Below are 14371 nucleotides of genomic sequence, written 5' to 3'. Positions count from 1 at the left end.
GTTACATCTGCTTGATACGTTCAATCATTTCCGCACCAAACTCTAAGTACGCTTTTGCGCCACGCGATGATTTATCAAACGCCACCCCAGGAAGCCCATAGGATGGAGCCTCTGCCAGTCGAACGTTCCGCGGAATGATGGTCTTAAATACTTTATCGCCAAAGTGTTCTAGCAACTGTTCTGAAACTTGTTGTTGCAAGGTCATGCGTGAATCAAACATCACACGTAGCAAACCAATGATGACTAAGTCCGGATTTAAATTTGCGTGAACTTGTTTGATAGTATTCACCAAATCCGATAGACCCTCCAACGCAAAGTATTCACATTGCATTGGAACAATCACACCATTGGCCGCACACAAACCATTGAGCGTTAACAATGACAACGCAGGAGGGCAGTCAATCAGAATAAAGTCGTAATCATTTGCGACAACAGCAAGCGCATCTTTTAAGCGCTGCTCACGAGAATCCAAATCTACTAATTCAATTTCAGCGCCAGCTAAGTCACGATTTGCTGGCAAGACATCGTAGCCAGAACTCTCGCACCGCTGCGCACATTCTTGCACTGACGACAATCCAATTAACACTTGATAGACGCTAGTATTGAGATCTGCTTTTTCAATGCCAGATCCCATTGTGGCATTTCCTTGAGGATCCAAATCAACCAACAAAACCCGTTGTTGGTGTCCAGCCAAACCGGCGGCCAAATTCACAGCGGTTGTGGTTTTCCCAACACCGCCTTTTTGATTAGCAATACAGAATATTTTCGCCATGGTTTTTCTTTAAAATGTCTCGCCTTAAAGGGGTAATTTTCTCACGGGGGATAGCACCAAAAGGCGCCTCTCCACCGCTAAGTTTGGGATATGAAGGGGCTCATCAGCAATCAGACGCCATCTGTCCATGGACACCTCTTGAAGCTCTTCATCAGCGCGCTTTGCTTTCATTGCAAACACCAAGCCATCTGGCTTCAAGAGAGGCAAAGATAGCTCCAAAAAATGGGCAAGATTAGTAAACGCCCTAGAAATAACGGCATCAAACTGACCCGGCTTATTTTTCGCTACCGCCTCTACACGTTCACTCAATACCTCAACATTCTTCAAACCCAATCTTCCCCGCACATGTTGCAAAAAAGCAGTCTTCTTACGAATTGCTTCAATCAAGGTTAAATGCCAATCGGGCTCGAGAATTGCAATCGGAATCGCGGGTAGGCCACCGCCAGAGCCTAAATCGGCAATCTGAGGTGTTTTCTGCGACAAAAATTGGCGCATTATTGGTAAAACTGCAATAGAATCAATAAGATGCAGATGTATAGCGTTTTTTTCACCCTCAATAGCGGTGAGGTTATGAACTCGATTCCAGCGGCTCATTTCTTGCAAAAAGACTTCTAAATTGGCAATATTTTCAGGGCTCAGGCTTAAGCCCAAATCCCCAATTCCCAAAGCCAATAACTCATTACTCATGCGCTTGCTCTTGGGTTCGGCCCAAACCTTTTTTAAGGTGCACCAACAACAAAGATAGTGCAGCTGGTGTTACCCCTGAAATTCTGCCGGCTTGGCCGAGAGTGCTGGGCTTGTGTAAGTTGAGCTTTTGCTGCACCTCTTTAGACAATCCGAGCACCTGGGTGTAGTCGAGCGAATCCGGAAGGGGGAAAGACTCATTATGTTCCTGGCGGGCAATTTCTACCGCCTGTCTATCTATATACCCTTGATATTTAATAGAAATTTCTACTTGGTCGGCAATCTGCTGCGCTAAACCCAAATCATCGTCCAGGGTTTCCGGGGCCCACATGCGATCAGCGAGGCCCGTTATCGCCTCATAACTAACGCCTGGACGCCGCAAAATATCAGCCAAACTACATTCGTGAGATAGCTCTTGACCCAAGAGGCCCGCAATAGCCTGCGCAGAACCATGCTTTGGCCCAATCCAAATATCTTGCAAACGAGATGTTTCACGTGAAACAGCCTCTTGTTTTCTGCAAAATACATTCCAACGATAGTCATCCACCAACCCAAGTTCGCGACCAATTGTTGTTAAGCGCATATCCGCGTTATCTTCACGAAGGCTAAGGCGATACTCAGCTCTGCTCGTAAACATGCGATAAGGCTCTTGAACTCCCAAGGTAATGAGGTCGTCTACAAGAACGCCAATATAGGATTCACTCCGCTTTGGTAGCCAAGGTTCCTTGCCTTGTGAGGCAAGGCCGGCGTTAATACCCGCGAGCATCCCTTGGGCCGCAGCCTCTTCATATCCTGTGGTCCCGTTAATTTGGCCTGCAAAGTACAGGCCTGCAATTGCTCTGGTCTCCAGGCTATGACGAAGGTGCCGAGGGTCAAAGAAGTCGTACTCAATTGCATATCCTGGGCGCACAATCACAGCAGACTCTAGGCCGCGGATACTCCGCACTAAATCCCACTGGACATCAAAGGGGAGGCTGGTTGATATCCCGTTTGGATAGAACTCATTGGTTGTTAACCCCTCTGGCTCCAAAAAGATCTGATGGCTATTTCGGGAGGCAAAACGATGAATTTTGTCTTCAATAGAAGGGCAGTAGCGGGGACCTACACCCTCAATAACGCCTGTGTACATTGGGGAGCGATCTAAGCCACCCCGAATAATGTCATGGGTCTGCTCATTGGTATGGGAAATCCAGCAAGGAACTTGCTTGGGATGTTGCTCCGGGCGGCCTAGGTAAGAAAAAACCGGCACAGGGTCCAGATCACCGGGCTGCTCAAGCATGACGGAGAAATCAATCGTTCGGCCATCAATCCGAGGTGGAGTACCCGTCTTTAATCTTCCCTGTGGAAGCTTTAATTCTTTTAATCTGGCCGACAATGAAACAGATGCAGGGTCGCCTGCACGTCCGCCGGCATAGTTATTTAAGCCCACATGGATCTTGCCATCCAAAAAGGTGCCGGCAGTCAACACTACTTTCTTGGCAAAAAACTCTAGGCCCATCTGGGTGACCACACCCTGGACCTCATCACCCTGAACCAAAAGGTCATCCACCGCAGCCTGAAATAAAGTCAGATTTTGCTGATTTTCTAGACGACGTCGAATCGCGGCTTTATAGAGGATCCGATCGCCTTGGGCGCGGGTTGCGCGCACGGCTGGCCCCTTACTGGAATTGAGGATCCTAAACTGGATACCCGCTTCATCAGTGGCCGCAGCCATGGCCCCACCCATGGCATCAATTTCTTTTACTAGATGACCCTTGCCAATACCCCCAATAGAGGGGTTACAGCTCATGGCACCCAAATTCTCAATGCTATGGGTAATTAAAAGGGTGTCGCATCCCATGCGCGCAGCCGCAAGCGCAGCTTCAGTTCCAGCATGACCGCCGCCAACCACAATGACATCGAAGTTCTTTGAATAACGCATAATTTGCCTCTGATAGGGCGATGATCATAGCATTTTGTATGTTTCACGTGAAACAATTAAAGAGCAAGTCACCCCAAAACAAGATTGTTTATATGTAAGTCACTGTTTTAATTGACTTTTTTATAATTCTCTAAGTTAAATCATGCGCCAAGCAAGGATGGGGACAGCAAAGTCAGTTTTGCTGGGCTTAAAAGAAAGAGGAACCCCTTAAACGAGTACGGCGCCGAGGCGCCGTACTAAAAACCTTAAATTTCAAAAAATAAAAGTCAATGCTTATTTTTAAAAAGGTGGGCAATTTCACCAACCACTCCTCGGCGAAACGCCAAAACACAGATCACAAAAATAAAGCCAGTTGCAATCGTGCTCCAGGAGCCAATGTTAGCTAGATAGTTCTGCAAACCAACAACAATGCCGGCACCAACAACGGGGCCAAGAATGGTGCCCATGCCACCAAGCAAGGTCATCAATACAACCTCACCAGACATGTGCCAATGAACATCGGTAAGAGTTGCAAGCTGAAACACGAGAGATTTCATAGATCCAGCCAAACCGGACAGGGCAGCAGAAATCACAAATGAAATTAACTTGAAGCGGTCAACGTCATATCCCAAAGAAATTGCACGCGGCTCATTTTCACGAATGGCTTTCAATACTTGGCCAAATGGTGAGTGGACGGTGCGCATGATTAATGCAAACCCCAGCAAGAACACACTCAACACAAAGTAATACATGGCTACATCGTCTTTTAGATCAATTAAGCCAAACAACATTCCACGGGGTACACCTTGAATACCATCCTCGCCACCAGTAAAGGGGAGTTGAACAGCAAGGAAGTACACCATTTGAGAAAGGGCCAAGGTGACCATCGCAAAGTAAATTCCTTGCCGGCGAATTGCCAATGAACCAATTAAGTAGCCAAGAGCGCCAGAACCAAGAACACCTAAAATAATTCCAACCTCTGGAGAAAGGCCGGACTCCTTGCATAGATAAGCTGTAATGTAAGCAGAGGTACCAAAGAATGCGGCATGACCAAAAGAAAGCAGCCCAGTAAAGCCAAGCAATAAATTAAATGCACACGCAAAGAGTGCGAAGCACAACACCTTCATTGCAAATACTAGATAAATAAAATCTTGGAAAGGCAGAAGCAGGGCAATTAAAACCAAAATGCCATAAAGTAATTTCAATTTTGGATTCATATTTATTTCTCCCTGCCAAAAAGTCCAGCGGGGCGAATCAACAACACGATCGCCATGATCACAAAAATGACAACGCCCGATGCTTCGGGATAAAACACTTTGGTTAAGCCCTCAACCAAACCCAAGGCAAGACCGGTCAAAATGGAGCCCATAATGGAACCCATTCCACCAATAACCACCACAGCAAAAACAACAATGATCAGATTTGAACCCATCAATGGATTCACCTGAAAGATTGGCGCAGCTAATACACCAGCAAAACCAGCAAGACCCACACCATATGCATAGGCCAAGGAAATCATCAAAGGAACGTTGATGCCAAATGCTTGTAGTAATTTTGGATTTTCTGTTCCAGCGCGCAGATATGCACCCAATTTTGTTCTCTCGATAACGTACCAGGTTGAGAAACAAACCACCAGAGAAGAAACCACCACCCACAATCGATACTTGGGCAAAATGATGCCGATCGACTCAAGCGGAATAGCGCCTTGTAGTAACTCTGGGGCTGGATAGCTCTCGCCAGAAATTCCATACCAATGACGGAACATGCCTTCAATAATTAAAGCCAAACCAAAAGTCAGCAGAAGGCCATACAGATGATCAAGATGGTAAAGACGACGCAACATCGTGCGCTCTAGAATCAAACCAAAACCAGCCATCACCAGCGGCACAAGAATTAATGCAAACCAATAATTAATTGATAGCTCTGGAAAGCCAAGCCACTGACCAACTTGTGTCAACCCAATCCAGGCAATAAACGCACCCATGGTGTACTGAGCACCATGTGAAAAATTAATAATGTTGAGAAGGCCAAAAATAATGGCCAACCCCAAGCTCAATATGGCGTAGAACGAGCCATTGATAAGCCCCACCAAGAGCTGGGCTACCAGCCCTTGTGGGGTAATTCCAAGAAGTTCAAACATGCTTGATTTCTAATTACTTGTTAACCAGTTTGCACTTGGACTGTGAGAGCGGTAATGTTGCCTCAGCGGCAGGAATCACTGCGCGCACATTGTAGTAATCCCATGGGCTCTTAGAGTCAGAAGGCTTCTTCACTTCGAGCAAATACATGTCATGCTCAAACTTACCATCGGCACGAATCTTGCCTTTAAAGAGGCCATCATCAATATTGGTAGATTTCAAAGCCTTCATCACCGCTTGAGTGTCATCAGTGCCAGCTTTTTGTACGGCGTTTAAGTAGGCAAGAACAGATGAGTAAACACCAGCCTGAACACTGGTTGGCATACGCTTATGTTGCAAGATGAAGCGCTTGGAGAATGCGCGGGTTTTTTCATCTTTATCCCAATAGAAGCCCTCTGTGAGATACATACCCTGCGCTGCATTCAAACCCAAAGAATGAACATCTGAAATAAACATTAACAAAGGAACAACGGTTTGTTTTTTATTGATACCAAACTCGGAGGCTTGTTTAACGGTATTAATAGTGTCCTGACCAGCGTTGGCCAACGCCACAACATCCGCTCCGCTTGCTTGAGCCTTTAAGAGGTAAGACGAAAAGTCACTATTGGGGAATGGGTGCTTGCTGGTGCCCAACACTTTTCCACCATTTGCGGTCACAACATTAGTTGCATCTTTTTCCAAAGCCGCACCAAATGCATAATCAGCAGTAATGAAGTACCAATTCTTTTTTCCTTGCTTAACTACCGCTTTGCCTGTGCCATTTGACAGGGCATAAGTGTCGTAAGTCCAATGAACGTTATTGGCAGTACATTTTTCGTTGGTGATGGGTAATGAACCGGCACCAGAAACCAAAGTAATTTTATTTTTTTGCTCAGCCACTTCCATTACAGCCAAAGCCACGTTGGTAGATACCAGCTCAACAATGACATCTACACCATCTTTGTCATACCATTCGCGTGCTTTGTTGGCAGCGATGTCGGCCTTATTTTGGTGGTCTGCACTAACCAGTTCAATTTTTTTGCCGATGACAGTGCCGTCTTTAGAAAAATCTGCAATCGCCATCTTTGCGGCAATCACAGCACCAGGCCCAGCCAAATCAGAGTAGGTAGATGAAAGATCAGTTAACACCCCAATCTTCACAACATCACCACTAACCTTTGCGCCACTTTGTGCAAAGGCCGGGTTTGCCCCAAACATCGTTGCCGCAACTAGGCACGCTGTAATTTGCTTTAATTTCATTTCTATCTCCTATTGAAAACCACTAAACACCAAGATACTCATTTAATAGAGCGGCTTTTTCTGCCAATTCGTTTTGCGCAACAACCTCAACCACCTTGCCATGCTCTACAACGTAATGACGATCCGCCAAGGGCGCTGCAAATCTAAAGTTTTGCTCCACAAGAACAATGGTGAAGCCTTTTTTTCTTAGACTTCCAACGACTTCACCCAACTTCTCAACAATCACCGGGGCAAGGCCCTCGGTAATCTCATCTAACAACAATAATTTGGCGCCCGTTCTTAAGATCCGTGCCATAGCTAACATTTGCTGCTCACCACCAGATAAGCGTGTTCCAGGGCTATGGCGGCGCTCATATAGATTGGGAAACATCTCGTAGATTTCATCCAACCCCATACCGCCAGAGGAGATTTCTGGCAATAACAGTAAGTTTTCTTCGGTGCTCAGGCTAGCAAAAATACCTCTCTCTTCTGGGCAATACCCAACACCAAGGCGCGCAATCCTATAAGTTGGCATGGTGATAGCCTCTTGGCCATAAACCTTGACAGAGCCAGCCCTCTTGCTGGTAAGACCCAAAACCGTCTTTAAGATAGTGCTACGGCCAGCGCCATTTCGACCCAGTAGTGTGACTACCTCACCATCATTCACAGAAAAGTCTACGCCGTGCAGAATATGCGACTCGCCATACCAAGACTCTAGGTTTTTAACCTCTAAAGCTAGCGAACTCATAGCGCCTCTCCGCCGCGACTACCCATATAGGCCTCAACAACCAAGGGGTTGCTTGAAACCTCATGGTAAGAACCTTCGGCTAAGACCGAGCCACGCTGTAAAACCGTTATGCGATCGGCAATTGAAGAAACCACCTTCATATTGTGCTCCACCATGAGGATGGTTCGACCCTTGGCCACCCGATCTATTAACTCGGTCACGCGCTCAACATCTTCATGACCCATACCTTGAGTTGGCTCATCTAGGAGCATTAACTCGGGCTCCATAGCTAAGGTGGTAGCAATCTCAAGAGCCCTTTTACGGCCATAAGCCAGATTTAAAGTCTCCTCTTGGGCAAAATCAGCAAGACCCACCTCATGCAAAAGCTCCTCAGCACGCTCATTGAGCACATTTAAGGAGTCGCCCGACCGCCAAAAATGAAACTCCGTCCCTAAACCTCGTTGCAGTGCAACACGGACATTTTCTAAAACGGTTAAATGGGGGAAAACGGCTGAAATTTGGAAAGAACGAATGACCCCACGGCGCGCAATTTGAGCTGGGCGCTCTTTGGTGATATCAAAGCCGTTAAATAAAATTTGGCCGCTAGTGGGTTCCAAAAACTTGGTGAGTAAATTAAAGCAGGTGGTTTTACCAGCGCCATTCGGACCAATAAGGGCATGGATAGTTCCCCGGGTAATGTCCAGATTTACATCACTAACAGCGGAAAAGCCTTTAAAGGTTTTTCCAAGTCCAATGGTTTTTAATATTGTTTCTTGCAAGCTTAAATCCTCAAACCCTTCGTTGAGTAAGAGCTTGAGAATAACCCAAGAGTGGATTTACTTATATAGCGATAACCCTAAAAGGACAGGGGGCGCATGAGCAAATACTTACAAGGTCTTTAGGTAATTTTGAATTGCAGATTTAGCAGATTCATCTAAGACATCCATTGGCACTCTTTGTGCCCCCTGGACAATCATTAAGGCATAAGGCTTTGCAAGCGCTGCGGCCTCTGAACATAAATGCAACTCTTCGCCAGAGGCTGGGGATTGACTGCGCCAATAATTAATTGCCGCCTCCAACTCTTGAATACTAATGAACAACATGCTGATAAAAAATAAATTATTTGTTGTCGAGCGACAACATGGTACCGCGGCACTTTTTAGCACCACAGCGGCACTCATAATCCTTCATCATCTGCTTGGTCACACGACCCTCCACATCTAAAGAGTAGTCATAAAAAAGCTCTTCCCCCACCTTGAGGTCACGTTTTGCATAAATAAATACGCGAGGCTCACCTTTAAAACTATCCTCGCGAGTTTCACAACTTGGTTTACAAGAGTGATTAATCCAGCGCGCTGCATTGCCCCCATACTTTGCATCAATACAGCGGCCATCCTCGAGAGAAAAATAGAAGGTGTGGTTTGGATCTTTTGGATTATGTGGGTGGCGCTTTTCGGCCAACTTCCAACTAATCCGCTCACCCTTGTACTCAATAATGGCGTCGCCTTTTTTAATTGGCTTTGCTACAAAAACCCCTTTCCCGTGAATAGGAGAGGATTTCACAACAATACGAGACCGATCAATTTTTGGGGCCGACAACTTCTTTTTACTCATCTAAATTAAACATCCAAATTTCGAGCGATTAGAGCATTCTTCTCAATAAAGGCGCGGCGTGGTTCAACCTCATCACCCATCAAAGTTGTAAATACTTGATCAGCAGCAATTGCATCTTCAATTTTTACCTGCAGCAGTGTGCGTGATCCAGCATCCATGGTGGTTTCCCACAACTGAGAAGGGTTCATCTCACCCAAACCCTTGTATCGTTGACGGCTTAGAACGCGCTCAGCCTCAGAGAGCAGCCAAGCAAAAGCTGCCCTGAAATCTTGAATAGATTGCTCTTTTTGATTTTTGTCTGGATCTCCACGGCGCACTTTTGATCCCGGAAGAACTTTTCCAGATAAAACTGCGGCGGCATTTGCAAGGCTTTGATAATCATCGCCGTGAACAAAGTCGGAGTTAATTGCAGATAACTTGAGATTACCGTGAATACGACGGGACAACAAAAGCTTATAACGATCCGTGCGCTCTTCTTTCTGCACAATAATCTCTGGCGGCAAGGCTAAAGGATTCAAAGAGTCCGCAAGCGCTGCATGCAAACGCTCAGCAGAATCTTGAGCCTCTTTTTCTGTATCTAGATTTAATTTAGTACCCGAAGCAATTGCTCGCAAAGCGTCTTCATCAATGGTGCGTGATAGACGATCAACAACCGACTGAATCACTTGATAGTGTTTAGCCAATTCTCCAAGAGCGGCACCCTCGATAATTTCACCAGTAGGCGTTTGTAGTGAGGCTGACTCTAATGCAATTTTTAACAAGAGTTGATTTAGCTCGGCATCATCTTTAATGTACTGCTCGTTTTTTCCAAACTTCACCTTATATAAAGGTGGTTGAGCAATGTAGATATGCCCGCGCTCAATTAGCTCAGGCATTTGTCTATAAAAGAATGTGAGCAAAAGAGTGCGAATGTGACTACCATCTACGTCCGCATCGGTCATGATGATGATGCGGTGATAGCGCAGTTTATCTGCCTTGTATTCTTCAATTCCAATACCGGTTCCAAGCACTGTAATTAAAGTAACAACCTCTTGGCTGGCCAGCATTTTGTCAAAACGCGCTTTTTCAACGTTGAGAATCTTTCCTTTTAAAGGAAGAATGGCTTGAAAGCGACGATCTCGACCCTGCTTCGCAGAACCGCCCGCGGAGTCGCCCTCGACAATAAACAGTTCAGATTTTGCAGGGTCTTTTTCTTGGCAGTCAGCCAACTTACCAGGCAAACCAAGTCCATCAAGGGCGCCTTTGCGCCTTGTCATATCGCGCGCCTTACGCGCAGCCTCTCGCGCACGAGCTGCATCGACAATTTTTCCACACAAGATTTTCGCGTCAGCCGGGCGCTCTTGTAGGTAGGCACTTAATGCCTCCGCAACAATCTCCTCTACGGGCCCACGAACCTCACTAGAAACCAATTTATCTTTTGTTTGGCTTGAAAACTTAGGCTCAGGAACTTTTACAGATAAAACACAGGCAAGACCCTCGCGCATATCGTCGCCAGAAATTTCCACCTTTGCTTTTTTAGCAACTTCGTTTTCATCAATATATTTATTGATAACGCGTGTCATCGCGGCGCGTAAGCCGGTTAAATGAGTTCCACCATCACGCTGAGGAATGTTGTTGGTAAAACAGAGTACTTGTTCGCTGAAACTATCATTCCACTGCATAGATACTTCAGCGGTAATTTGGCCACCGAGATCTGATGGACGAACACCTTCGGCATAAAAAATATTAGGGTGTAAAACGTTTTTGGTTTGATTGATGTACTCAACAAACCCTTTTACACCACCAGAGAAAGCAAAGTCCTCTTCTTGACCGGAGCGTTGATCAATCAACTTAATGTGAACGCCATTATTTAGGAATGAGAGTTCACGAATACGTTTTACTAGAATTTCATAGTGGAACTCAACGTTTCCAAAAATTTCTTCGTCCGCTAAAAAGTGCACCTCAGTGCCAGATAGCGTTGTGTCTCCGGTTACCGTAATTGGAGATACAGCAACACCATTCTCTTCTTGAATATTACGGTTCTGAATAACGCCCCTAGCAAACTCCATGTAATGGGTTTTGCCATCACGACGAATGGTAAGCTTTAACCACTTTGACAATGCGTTTACGCAACTTACACCAACACCATGCAAACCACCGGAAACCTTGTAGCTGTTTTGGTCAAACTTACCACCTGCATGCAACTCTGTCATGACGATTTCAGCGGCACTCCTTTTTGGTTCGTGCTTATCGTCATACTTGATTCCAGTCGGGACGCCGCGCCCGTTATCAACAATAGAAATTGAGTTGTCAGTTTGAATAACTACAGTGATTTCAGAACAGTACCCAGCCAAAGCTTCGTCAATTGAGTTATCCAACACCTCAAACACTAGGTGATGTAAGCCTGTGCCATCGGAGGTGTCCCCAATATACATTCCGGGACGTTTACGAACAGCCTCAAGACCTTCTAAGATTTGGATCGATGATGCCCCGTACTGCTCAACTACTTTTTTTTCTTCAGTCATTTTTTTCTAAATTAAATACGCATTGGCATCACAACATATTTGAAATCTTCAGAGCCCGGGAGTGTGATAACCGCACTACTATTGGCATCACCCAGGCTAATTTGAATCTTGTCGTTTTTGAGGTTTGATAAAACATCTAATAGGTAACTAACGTTGAAGCCGATTTCAACGCTATCGCCACTGTATTCAGTTTCAATCTCCTCCTGCGCCTCTTCTTGTTCAGCGTTGGTAGATTGAACGGTAATTCGATTTGGTGATAATGAAAAGCGCACACCCTTAAATTTATCGGTAGTTAGAATTGCAGCCCGCTGTAGAGCGGATTGCAAAACATCACGACCCACTACTAATGAGTTTTTATGCCCCTTAGGAATTACTCTTTGGAAGTCTGGGAACTTACCCTCAACTAATTTAGAAATCAGCTCGATATCACCAAAAGTAAATTTCACTTGATTGGATGTCAGACTCATCTCAAGCAATTCATCAGAGTCTTCAAGTAAGTGTTGGCACTCTAAAATGGTTTTACGAGGAACAATAATTTCCTGTCTTTCACCAGAGCCGGTTGGCGCCTCCGCCAACTCCACTTGAGAATAAGCTAAACGATGTCCATCGGTTGCAACAGCAATCACTTGCTTTCCTTCAACAACCAACAACATACCATTTAGGTAATAGCGAATATCTTGTTGGGCCATTGCAAAATGCACTTGGCTAACCAACTGACGGAAACTTTTTTGAGTCATTTTCCAGCTAGCAGTAAGCTCACCAACGCTTTGCATTACAGGGAACTCTGCCGCAGATAAAGTTTGCAAAGAGAAGCGACTCTTACCGCTTTGAACAACCATCTTGTTATCTTTAAGGTTTAAGGCAACCGGTCCCTCAGGTAGGGCGCGCAAAATATCAAGTAGTTTTCGGGCGGCTACAGTGGTTGTTACATCCTCAGCACCAACACCAAAACTGGCGTTGGTTGTAATTTGAATTTCTATATCGGTTGATACAAAAGAAACTTTGTCGCCTTGCTTCTTGAAAAGCAAATTAGCCAAAATCGGCAATGTATGTCGACGTTCAACAATGCCACTTACAACCTGAAGGGGTTTTAATAAACTATCGCGCGAGGTGTTTACGAGTTGCATTGCTTTTAAATCCTTGTATATATCTTATTAGTAGTAGTAATAAGGCTCAATTTTTCGGTGGATAAGTCAAAAACTGTATATAAAACAACCTATTAAAACTAAAAAAACCTGTGGAAAACTTTTGTATAAGCGCTGCATAAATATTGGATAACTTTTTATCAACACCCTATTTTTGCATGAAGCCGCAGCTTTCCACAATTTATCCACAGACTATCCCCAAAGTTATCCATTGGGCTATCCACAACCTTATCCACAGCCAAGGTTAGGACTTTAGTGTTTGCTCAATAACATGGATCTCATGGTTAAGCTGCCCATCATGAGACCGCTCTTCACCAATTTTGCGCACAGCATGTAAAACGGTAGTGTGGTCCCGCCCCCCAAACAACTCACCAATCTCTGGGAGACTCTTCTGAGTTAATTCTTTGGCCATAAACATAGCAATTTGGCGTGGTCGAGCAATATTTGCAGGACGCTTCTTGGAGTACATATCGGCGACTTTAATGCTGTAAAAATCTGCGACTGCCTTTTGGATATTTTCAACTGAAATCTGTCGATTTTGAATTGAAAGCAAGTCCTTTAGGGCTGTACGGGCCACATCAATAGTGACCTCTTTCCCATGAAAACGCACAAAAGCTAAAATTTTTCGCAACGCACCTTCAAGTTCCCGAACATTGGACCTCAAATGTTTTGCAACGAAAAAAGCCACATCCTCACTCATGGGGATGCCCTCACTTAATGCCTTTTTCATCAAAATAGCGACCCGCATCTCCAGCTCAGGTGGCTCAATCGCAACCGTCAAGCCCGAATCAAATCGAGATATAAGGCGATCATCGATGCCTGCCATTTCTTTGGGGTAGGTATCGCTAGTAATGATGACTTGAGCCTTGTTGCTTAAAAGCGCCTCAAACGCATAAAAGAACTCTTCTTGTGTTCTAGATTTACCGCTAAAAAATTGAATATCGTCAATTAGTAATAAATCAAGGGAGTGGTAATAGCGCTTAAAGCGGTCAAACGCCTTTTGTTGGTATGCGCGGACCACATCCGAAACATACTGCTCCGCGTGAATGTAGCGGATTCGAGCGCTTGGCTTCTCTTTAAGGAGGTGGTTGCCAATAGCATGAATTAAGTGGGTTTTGCCAAGCCCTACCCCACCATACAAAAACATGGGGTTATAGGATGTCCCGGGGTTGTGTGCCACCTGAATCGATGCGGCCCTAGCCAACTGATTTGCTTTGCCGGTAACAAAAGTATCAAAGGTGAGATTGGGGTTGAGTTTGGAGTGGTCCTCAATTTCGAAGGCCTGCTCTTCTGTTGAGGTGGTGTCTAACTCAACACTACTCTCTGGTGTTTCAGCCCTTCCTTGGGGTGGGTTTACTTCGGGAGTCTCAGTGGCGCCCCCCTCTACATTAAGTACAAAATTGAGCGAAATGGGGCAACCAAAATACTGTGATGCCAGTTCTTGAAAACGGTCAGAAAAAGTTTTTTTGGTCCAATCCAGCTTAAATCTATTTGGCGCCCCAACAGTGAGTAACTGCTCACTTTCATCATAGGAGACCAGGCTTAAGGGTTGAATCCAAGTTTTAAATTGTTGCGGGGAGAGTTCGCGCGCAAAGATTCCAAGCGCGTCATCCCAAAAACCCAGAGGGTTAAGTGAATTCAAGGTGGGTGGGTTCTGTAAATTGCTCAT

General features: G+C 45.3%; 13 protein-coding genes. All 13 read right to left on the bottom strand.

Annotation, left to right across the window (positions count from 1 at the left end; genetic code table 11):
* Position 1 precedes the first annotated feature (1 nt).
* Entirely contained in the window at positions 2–772 is a 771-nt protein-coding gene (locus FD960_RS00065; protein ID WP_215299178.1) for a ParA family protein, read from the bottom strand.
* A gap of 24 nt (positions 773–796) precedes the next feature.
* Positions 797–1459 (bottom strand): 16S rRNA (guanine(527)-N(7))-methyltransferase RsmG, encoded by a 663-nt coding sequence (gene rsmG / locus FD960_RS00060; protein WP_215299177.1) that lies wholly within the window; start codon positions 1457–1459, stop codon positions 797–799.
* Positions 1452–3377 carry a tRNA uridine-5-carboxymethylaminomethyl(34) synthesis enzyme MnmG gene (mnmG, locus tag FD960_RS00055; protein WP_215299176.1) on the bottom strand — a complete coding sequence of 642 codons (1926 nt, stop codon included), beginning with the start codon at positions 3375–3377 and terminating at the stop codon, positions 1452–1454. The genes rsmG and mnmG overlap by 8 nt, the downstream gene beginning before the upstream one ends.
* Before the next feature lie 266 nt (positions 3378–3643).
* Positions 3644–4573, bottom strand: coding sequence for a branched-chain amino acid ABC transporter permease (locus FD960_RS00050; protein WP_215299175.1), 930 nt, complete (start codon positions 4571–4573; stop codon positions 3644–3646).
* A gap of 2 nt (positions 4574–4575) precedes the next feature.
* Entirely contained in the window at positions 4576–5496 is a 921-nt protein-coding gene (locus FD960_RS00045) for a branched-chain amino acid ABC transporter permease (RefSeq protein WP_215299174.1), read from the bottom strand.
* 13 nt (positions 5497–5509) lie between these two features.
* Complete coding sequence (locus FD960_RS00040; RefSeq protein ID WP_215299173.1) at positions 5510–6733, bottom strand: ABC transporter substrate-binding protein; 1224 nt, start codon at positions 6731–6733, stop codon at positions 5510–5512.
* 22 nt (positions 6734–6755) lie between these two features.
* The gene (locus FD960_RS00035) at positions 6756–7460 is read right to left on the bottom strand and encodes an ABC transporter ATP-binding protein (RefSeq protein ID WP_215299172.1); all 705 of its coding nucleotides are present in this window, start codon (positions 7458–7460) and stop codon (positions 6756–6758) included.
* On the bottom strand, positions 7457–8218 hold the full coding sequence (locus FD960_RS00030) for an ABC transporter ATP-binding protein (protein ID WP_215299171.1): 762 nt from the start codon (positions 8216–8218) through the stop codon (positions 7457–7459). Before FD960_RS00030 ends, FD960_RS00035 begins: the two co-directional genes overlap by 4 nt.
* A 108-nt stretch (positions 8219–8326) precedes the next feature.
* Positions 8327–8542 (bottom strand): DUF3717 domain-containing protein, encoded by a 216-nt coding sequence (locus FD960_RS00025; RefSeq protein ID WP_215299170.1) that lies wholly within the window; start codon positions 8540–8542, stop codon positions 8327–8329.
* Positions 8543–8558: 16 nt separating this feature from the next.
* Positions 8559–9053 (bottom strand): SET domain-containing protein, encoded by a 495-nt coding sequence (locus FD960_RS00020; protein WP_215299169.1) that lies wholly within the window; start codon positions 9051–9053, stop codon positions 8559–8561.
* Between the two features lie 5 nt (positions 9054–9058).
* Positions 9059–11557, bottom strand: a complete 2499-nt coding sequence (gyrB, locus tag FD960_RS00015) for a DNA topoisomerase (ATP-hydrolyzing) subunit B (RefSeq protein ID WP_215299168.1) — start codon at positions 11555–11557, stop codon at positions 9059–9061.
* An 11-nt stretch (positions 11558–11568) separates the two neighbouring features.
* Positions 11569–12684, bottom strand: coding sequence for a DNA polymerase III subunit beta (gene dnaN, locus FD960_RS00010; RefSeq protein WP_215299167.1), 1116 nt, complete (start codon positions 12682–12684; stop codon positions 11569–11571).
* 262 nt (positions 12685–12946) lie between these two features.
* Positions 12947–14371 (bottom strand): chromosomal replication initiator protein DnaA, encoded by a 1425-nt coding sequence (dnaA, locus tag FD960_RS00005; RefSeq protein ID WP_215299166.1) that lies wholly within the window; start codon positions 14369–14371, stop codon positions 12947–12949.

The organism is Polynucleobacter sp. AP-Nino-20-G2, assembly GCF_018688235.1.
Lineage (GTDB): Bacteria > Pseudomonadota > Gammaproteobacteria > Burkholderiales > Burkholderiaceae > Polynucleobacter.
This window is presented reverse-complemented; position numbering and strand designations above follow the sequence as displayed.

Bases quoted from the DNA above. Each gene is read 5' to 3' on its own strand.
- FD960_RS00065 (WP_215299178.1), bottom strand. From the start codon at position 772: ATGGCGAAAATATTCTGTATTGCTAATCAAAAAGGCGGTGTTGGGAAA.
- rsmG (WP_215299177.1), bottom strand. From the start codon at position 1,459: ATGAGTAATGAGTTATTGGCTTTGGGAATTGGGGATTTGGGCTTAAGC.
- mnmG (WP_215299176.1), bottom strand. From the start codon at position 3,377: ATGCGTTATTCAAAGAACTTCGATGTCATTGTGGTTGGCGGCGGTCAT.
- FD960_RS00050 (WP_215299175.1), bottom strand. From the start codon at position 4,573: ATGAATCCAAAATTGAAATTACTTTATGGCATTTTGGTTTTAATTGCC.
- FD960_RS00045 (WP_215299174.1), bottom strand. From the start codon at position 5,496: ATGTTTGAACTTCTTGGAATTACCCCACAAGGGCTGGTAGCCCAGCTC.
- FD960_RS00040 (WP_215299173.1), bottom strand. From the start codon at position 6,733: ATGAAATTAAAGCAAATTACAGCGTGCCTAGTTGCGGCAACGATGTTT.
- FD960_RS00035 (WP_215299172.1), bottom strand. From the start codon at position 7,460: ATGAGTTCGCTAGCTTTAGAGGTTAAAAACCTAGAGTCTTGGTATGGC.
- FD960_RS00025 (WP_215299170.1), bottom strand. From the start codon at position 8,542: ATGTTGTTCATTAGTATTCAAGAGTTGGAGGCGGCAATTAATTATTGG.
- FD960_RS00020 (WP_215299169.1), bottom strand. From the start codon at position 9,053: ATGAGTAAAAAGAAGTTGTCGGCCCCAAAAATTGATCGGTCTCGTATT.
- gyrB (WP_215299168.1), bottom strand. From the start codon at position 11,557: ATGACTGAAGAAAAAAAAGTAGTTGAGCAGTACGGGGCATCATCGATC.
- dnaN (WP_215299167.1), bottom strand. From the start codon at position 12,684: ATGCAACTCGTAAACACCTCGCGCGATAGTTTATTAAAACCCCTTCAG.
- dnaA (WP_215299166.1), bottom strand. From the start codon at position 14,371: ATGAGCAATTTACAGAACCCACCCACCTTGAATTCACTTAACCCTCTG.